Here is a 17,373-nt window from a genome sequence, read left to right as displayed (position 1 = left end):
AAACTAAAATTTACACTTTACAAATTAAATATGATAAATCATGCTTTTAATAAATGAAAAAATTCTTTAATAAATCTATAATAAAATTATAATAAAAAGATGGACTCCAGGAGTGTTCCGAGTTGAAAGATGAAATTTATGTGAATAAGCCATTATCCTTCAGCAGGATAATGGAACTCCTGGACCAGTATCCTGATCTCAAGAAGATAAGCTGTCCTCCCAGTTTATATTCACGGATTTCACCAAAGTATATTCAGGCACTTAATGAACTGGGAGTGACTGTTGTACCAGTAGAAAAGAAAGGGCGTCCTAAAAAGTATAATGAAAAAGATGCGGAAAATATCCGGCATTTATTGAAATCAGGAAATACTCCTAAGGAAATTGCAGAAACTCTGAATATTCCCCTGAAAACAGTTTATTACCTCAAGGAGTCACCCCTTAAACGTGGGCGGAAGATTAAATACGATACCTTAAAAGTAAAAAAAGTTAAAAACCTTTATAAAAATGGAGTTCCAGCTAAGGATATTTCAAAAGACTTAAAAATCCCCCTTAGAACTGTTTACTCCCTCTTAAAACGGTGAAAAAATGGAACCTAACCTTATCATTCTTTACCAGAACCTGTTTTTAACCTCGGCCATCTGTGCCCTGGTGGCCTTTCTGGTAACCTTCATAAGCATGCCCCGTCTTATTAAAAAACTGAAAGATGCAAAGATAGTGGGGCGAGATATTCATAAACCATCCAAGCCAGCTGTGGCTGAAATGGGTGGTATTGGTATTCTTTTCGGATTTATTATCGGGATATTTCTGGGTATTTATTTCTATCCTGCTCTTCAGTTCCAGCTCACCATCACCCTGCTGGTGATCCTCCTGGTGGGGATGGTGGGGATGGTGGATGACCTGGTTATGTTGTCCTCCAAGGAAAAGCTCATCCTGCTCTGGCTGGCTGGTCTGCCACTTATATGGATTGCCCCACCCAACGTGGATCTTATATACATTTTATCGGTTCCCATTGCAGTTTCCATTGCTGCCAATCTTACCAACATGCTGGCGGGGTTGAATGGTATTGAATCTGGCCTGGGGGCCATTGCCATGACTTCCCTCAGTATTTCCTGTATTATTATGGGCAAGTACGATGTGGCTGTAATCAGTATGTGTATGTTGGGAGCGCTACTGGCCTTCCTCTACTACAACCGCCATCCATCTAATGTATTCCCCGGAGATGTTGGTACACTGATTATTGGAGCAACCATTGTAGTGGTAGCCTTTATCGGCAGGGTGAAGATCATTGCACTGATTGTGCTGATACCCAACATAATAGATATGCTGCTCAAACTTTACAGTGCCGGTGTAATGGAAAGACAACAACACACACCCACCCAGGTGGGAGAAGATGGGAAACTGATGGCTCCTGAATCAGGTTTCAATTCGCTGATACGCTGGATCCTAAAACGTCCCATGGAAGAAAAGAATGTGGTCATCATTGTGTGGCTCATTGGAATATTCTTTGGAGCTGTGGGAATAATCCTGGCTTACACTCTAAAAGCACGTATGTTTTAATAAATAGTATTTTAATCAAAACTAAATGCTATTTAAATTAAACATTCACGTTTTGTTGTATAATACACAATGAAGAAATGAAAAATAAATTTTTGATTAGATATCGGGAATAAATCCCAGATATCTTAATTAATAAATAAACCTTTTATTCTGAGTTAAACTTCTTCATGGGTTTTTACAGATATAATAAAATCAATCATAAATAGATTTTAACAGCGCCAGAGCAGCTTTTTCTATATCTGGATCATTTAAATGTTTTATTATTTCCATGGATTGGCGAAGATACTTGGAACCTTCATCTGTTTCACCCAGTAAAAAGTAAGCAGTCCCCATCATCAACCGGGATATAGATTCACCCTTTTTATCGTCAATTTTCATGAAGGATTTCAAAGATTTTTGGAAAAATTCCAGAGATTTTTTGGTTTTCTCTTCTTTTAAAGAAATATCACCCATGATCAGAAGTAAGGCTGCCTCCCCCTTCTCATCACCAATACTACTGGCCATTTGATGGGCTTCCTTTAAACGGACCAGTGGGTTTTCAAATTCCTGATAGCTACTGTAAACTGCTGATTCATCTAGAAGTCCAATTATATCATCAAGCCTTTTCCCAATTTTCACATGATCAATAGACTCATCACCATCTAATGTGTAAGGTTTGCCCGATTCTTCCGATTCCAGAAGAGCATCCTCCCCACCTTCGGCTATTGCTTTTTTAACTGCATTATTCTTGGTTGCTTCAATTTCAGCTTCGTGTTCTTTTATTTTATTTAAGACTTCCCCCTCGAGGGGCGTGTCCAGGGAAGAACAGATTTTGAAAGATTTATAGTAGTAATCAAGTGCATTTTGGACATCATTTGTGCTGCTGTACACATCACCTATTAAATCCAAAATAGTTGCTTCTTCTTCAATAAAACCCAATTCATGGTATATTTTTACAGATCTTTCTAAAAATCCGACTGCATCATCGGTATCTCCATTTTCATATTGCAGGGTAGCAATTTCAACCATTAAGTTAGCTTCAGCTTCCTGATACTCCCATAACTGTTCTAAGAGCTTTTTGAGGGAAGTACCATAGTCTTCTTTCCCCTTAAAAATATCCATAGTAATTCCTCCCATTAATTATCAATAAATTTTCACAGGTCAACTTACTCCCTGCTTTTCCCTACAGTATCAATTAGAATACCACAGGAATTTTCAAGATAGTCCATAACGAAGCGGGTGGCATTCCAACCAAGCCTCCGGGTGTAGGCAATATTATCCCCCAAGAGTTCATCCCTGGTTTTTTCAATACTGTATATCCAGCTACTCATAAGTAAATAATAAAGCTCCTGAAGGTCAATTTTATCACAGTATCTCCCCCATTCCTAAAACAAGACCTTTATCAGTAATTTGATATTCAGCGGTTGCAATCACACCAAGATTTGATTTAAATGTCAAATAACTACCATCAAGCATTATCACGTTATCTACGATAGATTTTAGTATTTTCTCAGTGTTCTCATTGGCTACACCTTCGGTGTAAGTAACGATCACTGTTGCCCCTGCTTCAGATAACCGTCGCAGGTATGTTTTTAAAAATCGGACAACCATTGCTTCCGGATTAAATGTAAAGAAAGTGGTGAGAGAATCGAAAACAGAACGAAATTCATTGGACTTTTTGAAAACAAAACGAGTTCCCAGCCCAACTTTAACCATTAAATCAGTAGGGTCATTTATTTTAGATAAAGCATAGGTGTTGGTATTTTCAATATTGGCCCCTGAAAGAGCAGATATGGGGTCAATAACATACAGAAGCTCTTCATCCATTGAACTTTGTAGGAACCATCCAAAATCCATCATGTTCTGTTGTAATTGTCTCATTCCATCATCCGCCGGGATATACAGGCAGGGTTCCTTAATACTTAGCCCATGATAAGCAAACTCATAAGAAAAAATGGATTTGCCCGCTTTGGGAGGTCCGTAAACCAGAGTGGTGGTATTCTGTGGAAAACCATCCAGATCCCCTGATGATGATAAAAGTTCATCCAATCCAGGTATGCCCGATTCAAAACTGCTCATTTTATCACATTTACCTATTTATTTCCCATCCATAACCCTAAAGTTCTAGTTTATTCCCGTGTTGACACTGCTACCAGCATTTAATCCCCTTATCAACAACCAAATCTGTTCATATACTAATATCATTTATTAATAATAATGCCATCTTTAGTTATATGGTAAGAAGCTTCCTTTTTCCCCATACCTTTCATTGCTTCAATAATAATAGTTTCCCCGTCGAGTTTAACTATGTTATCCGCCATTGACTTGATAAGTGTCTCTGTTCTGGGATCTGCTGATCCTTCAGTGTAGGTGATCATAGCAGTGCCCCCCGCTTCTTTTACCCTCAAAATGTAGGTCTTTAAAACCCTCACAATTAACATTTCATCGTTGGATTCTATTATAGCGGTTACAGAATCGATTACGCTGCGAAATCGAGAATTATTTTCAGAAATAGAGTTCACGCCCCTGCTTATCTTAACCATGATGTCAGTGGGGTTTTTAACGCTGGATGATTGGTATACATTGGATTCTTCAAATTCTGCATCACCCTCAGCTGCATCAACCACACGTAACATTTCATTTTTAAGATATCCGTCAATTTCAAATCCCATATCTGCCATGTTCTGGTAAATATCCCTGATCCCAAGATCTGTGGTTAAATAGAGGCAGGGTTCATCCTGGGTTAATCCATGGTAAGTGAAACCATAACAGAAGATGGATTTACCCACTCCTCCCGGACCATAAAGTAGTGTTACTGTGTTTTCAGGGATCCCTCCCAAAGAGAGACTTAAATCATCTCCGGAAGATGTTAATTCATCAAGACCAGTTATCCCTGAGGTAATACGAACGATCATACGATTCACCGGTAGAGTATTTCTAAAAGCGCATCTACAGCATCTTCAATTCCTTCATTACGAATCATACTTACTGGAACGACTGGTATATCCTGACCGATGCTCATGACCTTCCTTATTTCCTCAGGTGATAATGAACCAGGAAGATCCTGTTTATTGGCCACAATAACCTTGGGTATGGCCTCTGCCTTACATCGTTTTATCATCTCTTTAGCCCGGGGGAATGTTTCAGGATCAGTTGAATCCACCAGGATAAAGGCTCCTACAGCTTCTTTGGAGAGAAAATCCAGAATAAGATCGAAACGTTCCTGGCCTGGTGTTCCGAAAACATCAGCCACAAATCCTTTATATTCCATGTGTCCGATGTCCATGGCCACCGTGGTGGGGACCTTACCTAAAGCCATTTCATCTACAGAAACTGAATTAGGGGCTATCTTTTTGACAAAGCTCGATTTTCCTGCGTTGAACGGTCCGGTTACCAGGATTTTTGGTATGAATATCTTTATTCCACCGGGACGTAATATGTTAAAAAGCACCATACTGGTAGAGGGCGTGGTCCAGGATGCTCCGGTTACCATGAACCCCTGTCCAATGATAACCCTTTCTTCAATGGTGCTCAGGTTAACCAGACAGTCCATGGATTCTTTAATTTCATCAATTAAATCAGTTTCATAATCCCATTCAGTGAATATATATAATAAAATAGTATTTTTATCCTTTGCAATTTGATTCCATTTTCTAATGATTCGAACAGTTTCTCCATTATCCAGGTAATCAATTAGGGTGGAAAGATTATTGATAACTCCCACACCATCCGGGACATCGGTTATTGCATCAACGACAATCTCTTCTATTTGAGAATAATCTTCTATGGAATATTTACCAGTTACTGGGGCCCCAATGAAGTAGGAGCTTCCATCCACAAAAAAAGCACTTTCTTCTTTCACTTCTTTTTCAAGATCCCATCCAAATTTCTCAAATTCATAGATGATGGAACTTGGTTCAGTCACATTGGTGAATATGAAACCAGGATCTCCCTCTTCCAGTCTGCTTTGCAGGGTTTGATAACCAAAAGCCTCACACTCAACTCCAGGATCAGCGTAAAACAGTACCGATGATCCTTCCGGTATCCCACCCCCCAGGAAATCATCCAACTTGGGAATGTGAGTTTTCTTCATCTACATCCCACCCATGATCTGCATTACTTCCTGGGCAATTGTTTCCATTTCGAAGAATATCAACCCTAACTGGGCTTCTGGTTCTGTTAATGCTGTTAAAATGGCTTTTGGACCGGCTGGGAGCAATACTATGGTTCCTTTTTCAGTTTTAACTGAGATTTGACTAACTCCACCTGTGGTCATCTGTCCAGATGCTGCTTCTGCTGCCCCCATTATAGTGGAACATAATGCTGAGAAAATACGGGCATCAACATCAGGAGGTGTTCTGGAGTTAATCAAAAGTCCTTCTTTGGAAACTATTCCACATGCCTTTATCTGCCCTACCTGCATAAGGGTTGTGAGCATGTCATCCAGCTCTTCTTTCTTTGTCTTGGCCATTTATTTCCCCCATTAAATATTTTTTAAACTGATTATCTTTAATCATTCCAATTTGAATAATTTGATAACCGCATAATCTTATAGGACCTATAGAAACATGAAATCAATGCAATTGCCAAAATAAACCCAAATATGTGAACAATCGTTAGAATCGTATTTATTTCAGCAGCCATATGATCCCCCTTATTAACTAATTATTATATTGTTAGTCAAATGTTTTTAAATTTTGTTTTTTTTAATTTATTAAAGCAGTTTTCGAAGTAAAACAGCGAAAGTACATTGATTTGAGATCAGCCAAAATTAGATCGCCTTGTTAGGATCACCTCGTTTAAGGAAATAGGGAAATTCATTCCCAGGTCACATCAGCTGTGGTGAATACATATTTACCAGAAAAGGCAGGATTGTACAGGGCATTGGTGAGATTCTCGGTTTTAAATGATTCCGTGATTTTTTTGCGGGCATTGAAATTAATCCGATCACCCAAACAGTTTCTGTCAGTTTTATCAGTGACGGATGGGGCTGATGCATGGATTTTAAGCTGAATCTTGGTCTTCTGATAACCCTGATGAAACCCCTGATTTAAATAGTTTATTTCAACAATTTTCACTCCAGAAGGATGAAGTAACCGCTGGTGTTCTGAGGTATAATCTCTGAAGGTTTCCTGGGGATATATGGCCAGACCATCAGATATTGCTCCCTGCAATGCCCCGGTCCGGGCAGCGCTCATGGCCTGGTTGAGTTCACTCTCATCACTTAAACCATTAATCAATGGAATCAGAACCATCACACTCAAACCCACCACCAATAAAAATTCAATGGGAAGCTGACCTTTATTATCCATTTTACCGGTCTCTCATTTTCTTAAGATCATCATTAATAAAAACTAAAATTTCATGATATTATCACTGTATTACTTTTGCCCTCTTTCACATTTCGGATGGTGTAATTTTTTTTCGGTTGCATAGTTACTTCAGCCTGATTCATACCATAATCAGATATCTTTTTCGAAAAAGAATAAGAATAACCACTCCAACCTCCCACCTGTACCAGTACACCTGATTGATTAACTTTAACCTGATAATAAGACCCTTTTATATCCGGTGGCATTTGGATTTTTATTTCATGGCCTTCCCCACCAGAATATACTTCTTCAATGGTTGAAGCAACTGTTTCAGAGATTGAACGTGCTTGTGCTGCCTCATCAGCTTTTTGTACTGTATCTAAACGCCCCTCAGCGATGCTGAGAACACTGGCCATAATCACCAAGAGGAGGAACATGGAGATCACAAAATCAATGTTCAATGTTCCGGAGTGATCCTTAGTAATAGCTGAACCCATAAACTTATTAACTTCATACTATTATTAATACTTATCCCATATCTTATCCTACGGAGCGATAGGAAGGGGAGGGGGTAATAAAATGCAACATAACAAACAGTTAGAGAAAGAAATAGATGATTTTGTTTTACTGGTAAAATTTAAAGACGACAGAAAATTTGAAGAATCTGGGATAAAAGGAATAAAACCAGAAGTAAAAGGGATAGAAGAAATAGAAACCACACTTAACAGTATAAATATATGGTTTTATATTACAGAATCTGAGTTTTATAATACTGTTACCGTGGAACTAGATGTGAACCCCGCAAAAGCAATAAACCACTTAAGTGAAAGTCCAACAGTGGCCATTGAAAGAGTAGTTCCCCTTGATTCCGTGGTATCCTCGCCCCTGGAGCGTGTGATTGAAACTATTCTGAAACTGGCATCCCTGAAGATAGATAAAGATGAATCGTTCACAGTGCGATGCGAATTGAACGATGATGGGTTAAAAAACATAGAAAGTATCAGTTCACCGGATAAATTAATCAATCACATATCCGGTGAATTGTGTGATGAACTGGGCCTTGAATACCGGGATAAAAACACTGACTGGGTAATTCAAGTGGAAGAACTAGGTGAAGATACGGGTATTGCTGTTTGTCGGCCGGATGATATTTTAATGAAATGAATAAATCATTCCCGAAATAAATAATTATTTCTAAATATAGTGGAATATTTTATTTTTATAAAATTCCCTATCTTCATTATTTATCTAGTAAAACTGTGTTCAGATTGGCTAAACTTAAATCGTTTAAACAACATCATATTGCAATTCCCAGAATTCCAAAAAATTCATGAATCCCCATTTTTTTAAGTTTTTAGCGTGTTATTCAGGTTTTAATTAAAAAAATTCAAATATTCCAAAGCTTTAATTGTTAAAAAAGATGTATAGTGTATAGTTAATGGGGGCTCATTAGGGAGGTTGTATAAAGTGGATGAAATGGACATGTCAAATATAATTAAAAAATATTTAGATATAATCAATAAGGTTGTTGCAGGATACGGGGTTGATGAGTCCAAGATGGATGTTATATTAACAGATGTTATCTTCAGTTTAAAAACAGGACCTGTATCGCCCCCGGTTACACATGAATTTGCCCCGGTTACAATTCCAATTATCAATTTCATTTATGACTATGAAAAAATTCCATGTCTTGGTGTTTTTCAGAATGTTGATGAAGTCATCAAAACAAAAGAACTCCTTGAAAAAAATGGTATAAAAACTAAATCTAAAAAGTTGGGTATTGTATCAGCGGAATTCCAGTATAAAGATAAAAATGTTCATTCAAGGTTCACAGACATCGAGTCTTATAATAAATATTCAAAGCATAAATATTCAAAGTTAATTCAAAATGGTTTTCTGATACGCCAAAAAGAAGAAGAACCTGCCTTATTCAACTAGATTGAGCAGCACCCCTAAAATAGTTTTTATATTATTAATAAAGATGTAATTTTTTAATAAAGATAGTAATTCACCGGAATTTACCTTATTATGCACGTTCTCTTTTTTGATACGTTGATTTATTTTTTCAAGACCTCTTGGTGGGGTATTGCACCTCTTGGTGGGTTTTGCCCCTCTATTGGCGGGTTTTGTTCCTTTATTGGGAGTGTTTTTTTGCTAATGGAGTATCATTGTATTCAAAACAAACCCACATGAGTTAAGGAAATTTTTATGTACAACCCCAGTATGATCTAATAACCAGTGAATTATGTACAAAATATTGCATTTCAGTGGTGGGGTGTACAAGTTCGACCTCCTGGCAGAGCATGTGGAGGATGTGGGGGGATTGTTATTCCAGGAAAATCGTCTCCAAATCCGCAAAGGATCCTATTTCTTATCTGAAGAGGTTCAGGTAATCTTAATGGTGCCTTTCAATGAATTATCCAGTATCAGGGAATTGGCCAGTGAAATAAAGGGAGAAATCGAGGACGTGGAAATCGAAGAACCCTTAAAAAGTAATCTCATACATTCACTGGACATCTACAACATCCTGTGTAAGGCAGATGATTGGGTAGATCAGAATATTATTTCAGAAATAGAGGAAGAGGAATATAATACTACTGGAACTGGTCTTGCAGAATTCGATGATGATGAAAATGAAGATGATAATGATCATGTCCAGGATAAACTGAAAGAATGTCTGGATCTGATGATTTCCCTTGAACTCATAGAAAAACGTGGAACTAAGGGTAAATCAGAGTATCGTATTTTAAAAGATAATAATATTTAAAATAAATCAAACTTTATTAGAATTTTAAAATAAAATAAACCTAATATTAGAATATTTAATCGGATTTTGTTAAGAACGGGTTTTTGCAAATAGATTAGGATAATAACAGTAAGGATTTAATAAATATAATTTACTATCATTACCTAGATTTAATCAAACTAAATTTATTCAAACTATAATTTCATCGAACAAATATTTTACACAAAATATGAATTTATAAAAAGTGAAAGCACATGATCAGGGGAGAAACCATCGTTTTCATTGGTATTGCCGCTGTAATCACGGGTATGCTGCTCATCTTCATTGGCACTGCTTTTCTATCATCTGGAAAAACTGAAGGCAATGATAATACCAAGGTCAGTACTGGTGGAGTGGTTTTAATAGGACCCCTACCCATCATCTTTGGCAATGACAAGAGTATGGTTTCAATTGCAGTGCTGGGCGCCATTATCATAATGGTCATATCTTACATCCTGTTTTACCGCGGGAGTCTTTAAAAACCTTAAATAAATATATTAACAATTACAAACTTGTTATAAATAGATTTGGTGAATATCCAGTGAATATTCAATTATAGAATGAATATCCGATTATATCATACATATCAAAAATAAAATTCCACATTTACGATTACGGTGAACCTATATGGATTACTCTTCAATTTATAATAAAAGAAATTTAATTCTCTTACCAGCAATCGCTGCCTTTATAATAGCACTGATTCCCACTCTCAAATACCAGTGGCCACTGGGATGGGATATAATATACCATGTGCAGTATGCCCAGGTTTACGCCCATAATGGATTCACACTGGTTACCCCACTCTTAAACGCACCCACCGGTCAAAAAATAGGATACCCCCCATTATTCCATTTCCTGATTGCTGGAATTGGCACTGGCCTGGGTGTTGACTTTTTCCAGGTAGCACGGTTCCTGCAGCCGGTAATGGCAGCTTCGATTGTTCTATCTGTTTCATACGTGGCCTACAAATTTTACGGGAACTTAGCCGGACTTGGTGCTGGATTTTTAATGTTATCCAGTTTACTCGTGGGGCGGATGATTTTAGCCCTGCCTGAGAATCTTGCCCTGATCTTCCTCCCCCTGGCAGTTTACCTCTACTACCGATCTTTGAAGGATAAGAATCTTAAAATTGCTCTACTGGGTGGAATATTATTAATATTGGTGATCGCAACTCATCAGGCAGCTACTCTGTGCCTGGTACTGGCAATCACCAGCATAACCCTCATGGAGCTAGTGGTTTACCGGAACTTCAAAGCCCTGGGGAATTTCATATCATTCTTCCTGGTGCTTATAGTTGTAGGGATCGCTGGTCTTGTTTCACTCCAAATCATTGCTCCCCAACTTTTACAAACTCTACTCGGGCAGGGAATATCAGCCATTACTGGGATGAGCACCTCATTACCAGTTAATCGTCCCCTGGGAATTTACAGTTACCTGGGAAATCTGGGAATTCTGGTGCTGATTTTTTCAATCATTGGAGCGATAGCCGCAGTGAAGAGGCACCACCGTAAAGATAATGTGATCCTGGTCTGGATCATTGCCATGATCCTTTTAAGCAACGCCTACTGGTTTGGTGTCAATGTCATCTCCTACCGGGTGTTAATATACCTTCTAATCCCCTTATCCATATTAGGGGGGTACGGGATACACATCGCCTGTTACCAACTCAAAAATTACAAGCGTTTTTCATCGAAAAATGTTCGAACAACATTTTTAGTGGTCATACTCATCCTTTCAATGTTAAGTGCCGTGTTAACTGTTAATGACCCGGATATTGCAGTTTTCAGTGCAAAAAATGAGTTTGGGAGTGTGCAGATAGCCCCTCCATCTGATTCTGAAGTGGATCTTGCCAACTGGTTCCAGGAAAACGGGAACACGAGCCGTTCACTGGTGATCTCCAACCAGTTCACCGGGATGTTCCTGGCCTCTGAAGCAGGAATGCCCATGAATTATGGTTTTGAATTTTACTCCATCAAAAACTATCCTAACATGACGGTATCCAAAGTAAAAGAAGAGGGTATTGGTTATCTGGTTTATGATAAGAATCTGGTATTCCCATCTGAAGATAAATGGATCTACATTCGCAGTGTTAACTCTGAATTCTTCCCTTTATATTATTTCAGTCAGAACATAACCACCCACTTCGATGATATAAAACCGGATTATGCCACCAAGGTGTATGAAAATGAAGATTTTATTGTGTGCAGAGTAGATTATTGAACCAATAGTTTATTTGACCAATATTTTATGGGATTAACCTTATATGGGATTAGCCGACAATTAAGGGTTATAATTAATTGTATTAACCCCTGTTTTATAAGGAGAAATGATATTTTATACCAAAGAGTTGTGCTGTAAGTTAATGACCTTAATAGATAATGACTCAGAATATATATTAAAAATAAGACAAATCATAAGCTTAAGAGCATAAATTATATAACATGAAAAACTAAGTTAAATAATCTTTTTAATAATTGTAAAGTGATTCTATGAAAGTTTCTGTCGTTATCCCCGCTCTGAATGAAGAAGGAATTGTAGGCAAAACTGTCCTGACAGTGCCCATCGCCAAACTAAATGATATTGGACTTGAAACAGAAATACTGGTGGTTGACAACGCATCTACTGATAATACATCTAAAGAAGCTTCTGAAGCCGGAGCCAGGGTTGTTTTAGAACCCAAACGAGGTTATGGTAATGCGTATCGTCGTGGTTTTAAAGAAGCCCAGGGTGATATAATAGTTATGGGAGATGCCGATGGAACATACCCCTTTGATGAAATGGCTGAATTCATTCAACCAATTTTGAAGGGTGACGCCGAGTTCATAATGGGTTCAAGATTAAAGGGAGATATAAGGCCCGGTGCAATGCCAGCCCTCCATAAATACATAGGCAACCCTTTCCTCACCTGGGTCTTAAACGCACTCTTCCACACCGGAATCTCAGATGCCCATTGTGGAATGAGAGCCATGACCAGGGAAGCCCTGAACAAAATGCATCTTAAGACTGCAGGTATGGAATTTGCATCAGAAATGGTTATCGAAGCCTCCCGTAAGAAATTGAAAATAGCCGAAGTTCCCATTACCTATTACCCCCGTGAAGGTGAGTCAAAGCTCAGTTCATTTTCTGATGGATGGAGACACCTCAGATTTATGATGATGTACAGGCCCGGCCCTTTCCTACTAATACCCGGTGCTGTTGCCCTGCTTCTGGGAATACTGCTTACTGCAGTTGTAATGTTACAGGGAATATCCCGTATGCATTCCCTGATGTTAGGTGGTTTACTGCTGTTAATTGGTTACCAGATGCTCCTCTCCTGGATCTACTTCGGAGCCTTTGGAGCTGCCTACGGTTTTTCAAGAAGTTCAGGAACTATCAAAAAGATAATGAGCTACCATTCCCTGGAAAAAGAACTGTTTCTAGGAGTAGTTCTCCTGGCAATTGGAATAATCATTGGACTGAATGTCCTCTACAACTGGAGTACTGGAGGATTCGGACCACTGTATCAGATCCAGAGTACTGTTCTGGCCATGATACTATCCATACTGGGAATCCAGACCATATTCTCAGGAATGTTCTTAAGCTTATTACTCCTGAATAAAGAAGAAAAAAATGGTAAATAAAAAAATAAATCATTTCCATTTTTTTCATGGGATGAATTTTTTTTATGTGTTACAAAAATAGATGGATAAATTATTAGAGATGGACTATTTAGATAAAAAATATTTTTTTCAAGAAAAATATACAATAGGGCAAGAATAATCAGGGGACTCCATCTGATACAACCTTCGTTAAGTGTTTATATTTAGCAAAATCTTTTAATAATAAAATAACTTAAATAAGAATAAACCTATTTTTATAGATCCTTTCATTTGAGGTTAATTATGAAGATCGCTTTTATCTATGATGCTATGTACCCATGGGTCACCGGAGGGGCAGAAAAAAGAGTATATGAACTTGCCAGTCGTTTGACCCGGCAGGGACATGAAGTGCACTGTTACTCCTGGGGCTGGTGGTGGCAGGATATGGGGGAGCGTGACATAACATATGAGGGTATGCACCTCCATGGTGTAGGCAAACCCCTTGATCTCTATAAGGATGATAAAAGATCAATCAAAGAAGCACTATTATTTGCCTGGAAACTATTCCCAGTTCTCAATCGGGAAAAATTTGATATAGTTGACTGCCAGGGATTTCCATTCTTCTCCTGCTTTACTGCCAAACAGCATGCCATGCGCGGGAAGTCAAAACTGGTAATAACCCTACTGGAAGTATGGGGAGACTACTGGTACCAGTACATGGGAGCAATGGGCTTTTTTGGGAAGATAGTGGAAAAATTAACATTACAATTAAGTAACCGACTTATCAGCATATCCCCCAAAACTGACCGGGAACTTCAAAAAATTCGGAAAGTAGAAGATGCAATAGTCATACCTCCCGGGATAAACTTTAAGGAAATAACAGACGTCCAACCAGGTAAAAGAAAGGAAGATGGGGGGAAATGGGATATTATTTATGCAGGGCGGCTGATTAAGGACAAAAGGGTAGATCTGTTAATCAAATCATTGGCCCGGGTAAAAGAATCAGTGGGTGAAGTTAACTGTCTCATTGTGGGTGAAGGTCCAGAAGAAGGTAAGCTGAAAAAATTAACCAGAGATCTGAATCTGGGGGGCTCTGTTGAATTCAGGGAATTTTTAGACCACCATTTGGATCTTATTTCCCTATTCAAGTCTTCCCATATATTCGTCTTACCTTCCCAGAGAGAAGGTTTTGGCATGGTAGTGGTTGAGGCTAATGCCTGCGGATTACCAGTGGTGGTGATTGACAATCCACTGAATGCAGCTGTGGATCTGATAGATCCAGGTAAGAATGGTTTTATAGCCAGTGCCAGTGCAGAAGACCTTTCAGGAAAAATAATTAAAGCCCTGAAACACAGCCAGAAGATGAGAACTGACTGTATAAAATCAGCCAAGCAGTATGATTGGGATGCGATTGTAAGTAATCTGGAAATTTTTTACCAGAAAAGCCTGGAAATTTAATATAATATAATAATTTAAGATAATTCAATAAAAAAAAAGTGCTGATATTTAAGTTCACATATAAAGCAGAATAAATATTACACAAGATAATAAATATTCGCAGAAATTAGGCAGATAATCACAATTAAACTATTGAAGAGTAAATAAATTTAGTATTCACCGATAAAGGACTAGATTATTTAGATAAAGGGCTAAATTAAAAAATAATGTGCTGAATCAATAAAGAAAGGGCTCTAAATTAATTACATTTAACAGGATGAGGAGTAAGATATGAAGATATTGCAGACACCAGTAAGGTTTTATCCATTCATTGGAGGTGTGGAAAACTACGTTTACCATCTATCAGAAGAACTGGTTAACATGGGACACCATGTGAAGGTAATCTGTGCCAATGAACCTCATTCACAGACGGAAGAGGTTATTAACAATATTGAGGTGGAAAGGCTTCCCTACATTGCGAAAATTGCCAACACCAACCTAACACCAACCTTACCCTTTAAAATCCAGGGGGAAGATTTTGATATTCTACATACACATCTACCCACACCCTGGACTGCAGATTGGAGTGCATTCTATGCCAAACTGAAGGGCAAACCACTGGTACTGAACTACTACAATGACATTGTGGCCAGTGGAGCAGCCAGTACCATTGCCAGATTCTACAACAAAACCTTCTTGAAGTTCCTGCTTAAACAGGCTGACCGTATCATAATAATCCAGGAAGATTACATTAAAACATCCCCCTATCTATCAAAATATGCTGATAAAGTCCGAGTAGTCCCCGTAGGGGTAGATGTAGATCGATTCAAACCCCTAAATGTGGAAACAGAAAAGAACAGTATATTCTTCCTCAGCCTACTCGATGAATACCACCTTTATAAAGGTCTTGATTACCTTTTAAAATCAATTAAAATTGTTAAAGAAGAAATAGAAGACATAAAACTAATAGTTGGGGGGAAAGGAACCCTGCTGGAACATTATAAATCCATGGCGGAATCATTGGGTATACAGGATAATGTCCAGTTCCATGGTTTCATTCCCGAAGATGAGATCGTGGCATACTATAACCGTTGCCAGATATTTGCCCTTCCATCCATCTCTTCTGCCCAGGAAGGGTTTGGTATAGTAGCGCTGGAAGCACTGGCCTGTGAGAAACCAGTGATCACCACTGAAATCGTTGGTGTTTCAGATGAAATAGGAAAAGAGGGTTTGGGCGCAATCGTACCCCCAAAAGATGCTGATGCTCTGGCTGAAGGGATTATTAAATTGTTATCTTCCCCTAATCTTCAGGAAATGGGAGAAAAAGGAAGGGCTGTGGTGGAGGATAAGTTCACCTGGAAGAGGGTGGCCATGCTGACTGATGAGATTTACCAGGAGTTATTATGAAAATCTGCATTGTTTCCAATTTATATCCCCCCCACATAATTGGTGGGGCAGAGATAACCGTGGCTAAGTTAGCCGAGGCACTCTCCCAGAAGGGTCATGAGGTGCTGGTAATCACCACCAGCCCCCAAAAAGAAGAATCAATGGAAGTCTTAAATGGGGTGAAAGTTTACCGGATCAACCCCTGGAACCTTTACACACTCTACGACCATCAGGACAAACCTGCTGTAAACAAAGCATTATGGCATGCCATGGATATCTGGAATCCTAACTCCCACAAGAAGGTCAAAGATATCCTGATGAGAGAAACCCCTGATGTGGTTCATGTTAACAACTATAAAGGATTTTCCATGTCTGTGTTTAGCTCTGTGAAAGATTGTGGAATCCCACTGGTATTCACCGCTCATGACTGTTCCCTGATATGCCCCCGTGCTAATTTACTCCATGGAAATGGGGAGATATGTGAAGATCCCCAGATGATATGTAATGTGTACAGTAACCTGCAACGAAGGTTAATCAAGGGAAAAGTTGACTGGTTAACAGCACCATCACAATTCATAATCGATAAATTAAGGTCCTGCCAGTTCTTCCTTGACACTAAAACATCAAAAATACCCCTGGGTATTGAACTGGCCCCGGAAAGACTTGCCAAAAACTATGACACCATTGACATCTCCTACATGGGTGGTCTCAACAAGATCAAGGGTGTTCAGGTATTAATAAAGGCCTTCCGGAAAATAGAAAACACTAACGTGAGATTACATATTTATGGTAAGGGTGTTGATGAAGAGGAGTTCAAAGAAATGGCTGAAGATGATCCCAGGATAATATTCCATGGTTACTTGGAGCGAGACCTTCTCCTGGATTCATATCAGGAATCTAACCTGACAGTACTTCCATCCATATGTTACGATAATTCGCCCATGATGATATATGAAAGTTTAACCAGCAGCACCCCAGTTCTGGCCAGTAGGATTGGTGGGATCCCAGAGTTAATTGAAGATAACCATAACGGTTACCTCTTCAAACCAGGGGATGAAAAGGAACTACAGGAAATACTGGAAGGGTTAATTGAAAATCCTGAATCTCTAAAACAGTTGGAAAAGGGTGCCTTTGAATCTGCATCACAGTACAGTATGGAAAACTACCTCCAGGCCTTTGAGGAAATATATCAAACTTTAAACAAAAATACACTCTAAAACAGGGAACTAGGGATAAAAAACAGGAAAAACTCGATAAAAACAGGAAAAACTAGAGATAATAGCAGAACCACTAGAATAAAAACAGGATCACTAGATACGCAACTTAAGAACAACCA

19 protein-coding genes are annotated in these 17,373 nt (G+C 38.6%); 11 read left to right on the top strand and 8 right to left on the bottom strand.

The features are described 5' to 3' along the window. Nucleotides 1-122 precede the first annotated feature (122 nt). Both HY987_RS08915 and HY987_RS08910 read left to right on the top strand, forming a co-directional pair. A complete protein-coding gene (locus HY987_RS08915; protein ID WP_292757710.1) occupies nt 123-581 on the top strand; it encodes a helix-turn-helix domain-containing protein in 459 nt (152 codons plus the stop codon). A 4-nt stretch (nt 582-585) separates the two neighbouring features. Beyond that, complete coding sequence (locus HY987_RS08910; RefSeq protein WP_292757708.1) at nt 586-1,557, top strand: glycosyltransferase 4 family protein; 972 nt, start codon at nt 586-588, stop codon at nt 1,555-1,557. A gap of 192 nt (nt 1,558-1,749) precedes the next feature. On the opposite strand, the gene HY987_RS08905 is transcribed toward HY987_RS08910, so the two are convergent. The 8 genes from HY987_RS08905 to HY987_RS08870 all read right to left on the bottom strand — a co-directional run bounded on the left by HY987_RS08905 (nt 1,750) and on the right by HY987_RS08870 (nt 7,345). Continuing rightward, nucleotides 1,750-2,658: a tetratricopeptide repeat protein gene (locus tag HY987_RS08905; protein ID WP_292757706.1), complete on the bottom strand. Its 909-nt coding sequence runs from the start codon at nt 2,656-2,658 to the stop codon at nt 1,750-1,752. 44 nt (nt 2,659-2,702) lie between these two features. After that, on the bottom strand, nt 2,703-2,867 hold the full coding sequence (locus HY987_RS08900; protein ID WP_292757704.1) for a hypothetical protein: 165 nt from the start codon (nt 2,865-2,867) through the stop codon (nt 2,703-2,705). 34 nt (nt 2,868-2,901) lie between these two features. Then, complete coding sequence (locus HY987_RS08895; protein ID WP_292757702.1) at nt 2,902-3,615, bottom strand: RAD55 family ATPase; 714 nt, start codon at nt 3,613-3,615, stop codon at nt 2,902-2,904. Between the two features lie 122 nt (nt 3,616-3,737). Next, entirely contained in the window at nt 3,738-4,451 is a 714-nt protein-coding gene (locus HY987_RS08890) for an RAD55 family ATPase (RefSeq protein WP_292757700.1), read from the bottom strand. Between the two features lie 5 nt (nt 4,452-4,456). Further along, on the bottom strand, nt 4,457-5,629 hold the full coding sequence (locus tag HY987_RS08885; protein ID WP_292757698.1) for an ATPase domain-containing protein: 1,173 nt from the start codon (nt 5,627-5,629) through the stop codon (nt 4,457-4,459). Continuing rightward, entirely contained in the window at nt 5,630-6,007 is a 378-nt protein-coding gene (locus HY987_RS08880) for a roadblock/LC7 domain-containing protein (protein ID WP_292757695.1), read from the bottom strand. Nucleotides 6,008-6,353: 346 nt separating this feature from the next. Continuing rightward, entirely contained in the window at nt 6,354-6,848 is a 495-nt protein-coding gene (locus HY987_RS08875; protein WP_292757694.1) for a hypothetical protein, read from the bottom strand. 50 nt (nt 6,849-6,898) lie between these two features. Beyond that, nucleotides 6,899-7,345, bottom strand: coding sequence for a hypothetical protein (locus HY987_RS08870; RefSeq protein WP_292757692.1), 447 nt, complete (start codon nt 7,343-7,345; stop codon nt 6,899-6,901). An 82-nt stretch (nt 7,346-7,427) separates the two neighbouring features. On the opposite strand from HY987_RS08870, the gene HY987_RS08865 reads away from it, so the two are divergent. From HY987_RS08865 to HY987_RS08825, 9 genes are all read left to right on the top strand, one after another. Further along, nucleotides 7,428-8,012, top strand: a complete 585-nt coding sequence (locus HY987_RS08865) for a THUMP domain-containing protein (protein WP_292757690.1) — start codon at nt 7,428-7,430, stop codon at nt 8,010-8,012. A 312-nt stretch (nt 8,013-8,324) separates the two neighbouring features. After that, the gene (locus HY987_RS08860) at nt 8,325-8,786 is read left to right on the top strand and encodes a hypothetical protein (protein WP_292757874.1); all 462 of its coding nucleotides are present in this window, start codon (nt 8,325-8,327) and stop codon (nt 8,784-8,786) included. A gap of 307 nt (nt 8,787-9,093) precedes the next feature. Then, nucleotides 9,094-9,615, top strand: coding sequence for a methyl-coenzyme M reductase family protein (locus HY987_RS08855; protein ID WP_292757688.1), 522 nt, complete (start codon nt 9,094-9,096; stop codon nt 9,613-9,615). Nucleotides 9,616-9,848: 233 nt separating this feature from the next. Next, the gene (locus tag HY987_RS08850; protein WP_292757686.1) at nt 9,849-10,112 is read left to right on the top strand and encodes a TIGR00304 family protein; all 264 of its coding nucleotides are present in this window, start codon (nt 9,849-9,851) and stop codon (nt 10,110-10,112) included. 148 nt (nt 10,113-10,260) lie between these two features. Further along, on the top strand, nt 10,261-11,856 hold the full coding sequence (locus tag HY987_RS08845) for a hypothetical protein (protein WP_292757684.1): 1,596 nt from the start codon (nt 10,261-10,263) through the stop codon (nt 11,854-11,856). Nucleotides 11,857-12,125: 269 nt separating this feature from the next. Then, complete coding sequence (locus HY987_RS08840; RefSeq protein ID WP_292757682.1) at nt 12,126-13,256, top strand: glycosyltransferase family 2 protein; 1,131 nt, start codon at nt 12,126-12,128, stop codon at nt 13,254-13,256. 261 nt (nt 13,257-13,517) lie between these two features. Then, a complete protein-coding gene (locus HY987_RS08835; protein ID WP_292757680.1) occupies nt 13,518-14,672 on the top strand; it encodes a glycosyltransferase family 4 protein in 1,155 nt (384 codons plus the stop codon). A 270-nt stretch (nt 14,673-14,942) separates the two neighbouring features. Beyond that, entirely contained in the window at nt 14,943-16,058 is a 1,116-nt protein-coding gene (locus HY987_RS08830) for a glycosyltransferase family 4 protein (RefSeq protein ID WP_292757678.1), read from the top strand. Continuing rightward, a complete protein-coding gene (locus tag HY987_RS08825; protein WP_292757676.1) occupies nt 16,055-17,254 on the top strand; it encodes a glycosyltransferase family 4 protein in 1,200 nt (399 codons plus the stop codon). Before HY987_RS08830 ends, HY987_RS08825 begins: the two co-directional genes overlap by 4 nt. Nucleotides 17,255-17,373: the final 119 nt, after the last annotated feature.

Source organism: Methanobacterium sp., assembly GCF_016217785.1.
Classification (GTDB): domain Archaea; phylum Methanobacteriota; class Methanobacteria; order Methanobacteriales; family Methanobacteriaceae; genus Methanobacterium.
The sequence above is the reverse complement of the archived record's forward strand: the minus strand, read 5'-3'. Positions and strand labels throughout refer to the sequence as shown.

Bases quoted from the DNA above. Each gene is read 5' to 3' on its own strand.
- HY987_RS08910 (WP_292757708.1), top strand. From the start codon at position 586: ATGGAACCTAACCTTATCATTCTTTACCAGAACCTGTTTTTAACCTCG.
- HY987_RS08905 (WP_292757706.1), bottom strand. From the start codon at position 2,658: ATGGATATTTTTAAGGGGAAAGAAGACTATGGTACTTCCCTCAAAAAG.
- HY987_RS08900 (WP_292757704.1), bottom strand. From the start codon at position 2,867: ATGAGTAGCTGGATATACAGTATTGAAAAAACCAGGGATGAACTCTTG.
- HY987_RS08895 (WP_292757702.1), bottom strand. From the start codon at position 3,615: ATGAGCAGTTTTGAATCGGGCATACCTGGATTGGATGAACTTTTATCA.
- HY987_RS08890 (WP_292757700.1), bottom strand. From the start codon at position 4,451: ATGATCGTTCGTATTACCTCAGGGATAACTGGTCTTGATGAATTAACA.
- HY987_RS08885 (WP_292757698.1), bottom strand. From the start codon at position 5,629: ATGAAGAAAACTCACATTCCCAAGTTGGATGATTTCCTGGGGGGTGGG.
- HY987_RS08880 (WP_292757695.1), bottom strand. From the start codon at position 6,007: ATGGCCAAGACAAAGAAAGAAGAGCTGGATGACATGCTCACAACCCTT.
- HY987_RS08875 (WP_292757694.1), bottom strand. From the start codon at position 6,848: ATGGATAATAAAGGTCAGCTTCCCATTGAATTTTTATTGGTGGTGGGT.
- HY987_RS08870 (WP_292757692.1), bottom strand. From the start codon at position 7,345: ATGGGTTCAGCTATTACTAAGGATCACTCCGGAACATTGAACATTGAT.
- HY987_RS08865 (WP_292757690.1), top strand. From the start codon at position 7,428: ATGCAACATAACAAACAGTTAGAGAAAGAAATAGATGATTTTGTTTTA.
- HY987_RS08860 (WP_292757874.1), top strand. From the start codon at position 8,325: ATGGACATGTCAAATATAATTAAAAAATATTTAGATATAATCAATAAG.
- HY987_RS08855 (WP_292757688.1), top strand. From the start codon at position 9,094: ATGTACAAAATATTGCATTTCAGTGGTGGGGTGTACAAGTTCGACCTC.
- HY987_RS08850 (WP_292757686.1), top strand. From the start codon at position 9,849: ATGATCAGGGGAGAAACCATCGTTTTCATTGGTATTGCCGCTGTAATC.
- HY987_RS08845 (WP_292757684.1), top strand. From the start codon at position 10,261: ATGGATTACTCTTCAATTTATAATAAAAGAAATTTAATTCTCTTACCA.
- HY987_RS08840 (WP_292757682.1), top strand. From the start codon at position 12,126: ATGAAAGTTTCTGTCGTTATCCCCGCTCTGAATGAAGAAGGAATTGTA.
- HY987_RS08835 (WP_292757680.1), top strand. From the start codon at position 13,518: ATGAAGATCGCTTTTATCTATGATGCTATGTACCCATGGGTCACCGGA.
- HY987_RS08830 (WP_292757678.1), top strand. From the start codon at position 14,943: ATGAAGATATTGCAGACACCAGTAAGGTTTTATCCATTCATTGGAGGT.
- HY987_RS08825 (WP_292757676.1), top strand. From the start codon at position 16,055: ATGAAAATCTGCATTGTTTCCAATTTATATCCCCCCCACATAATTGGT.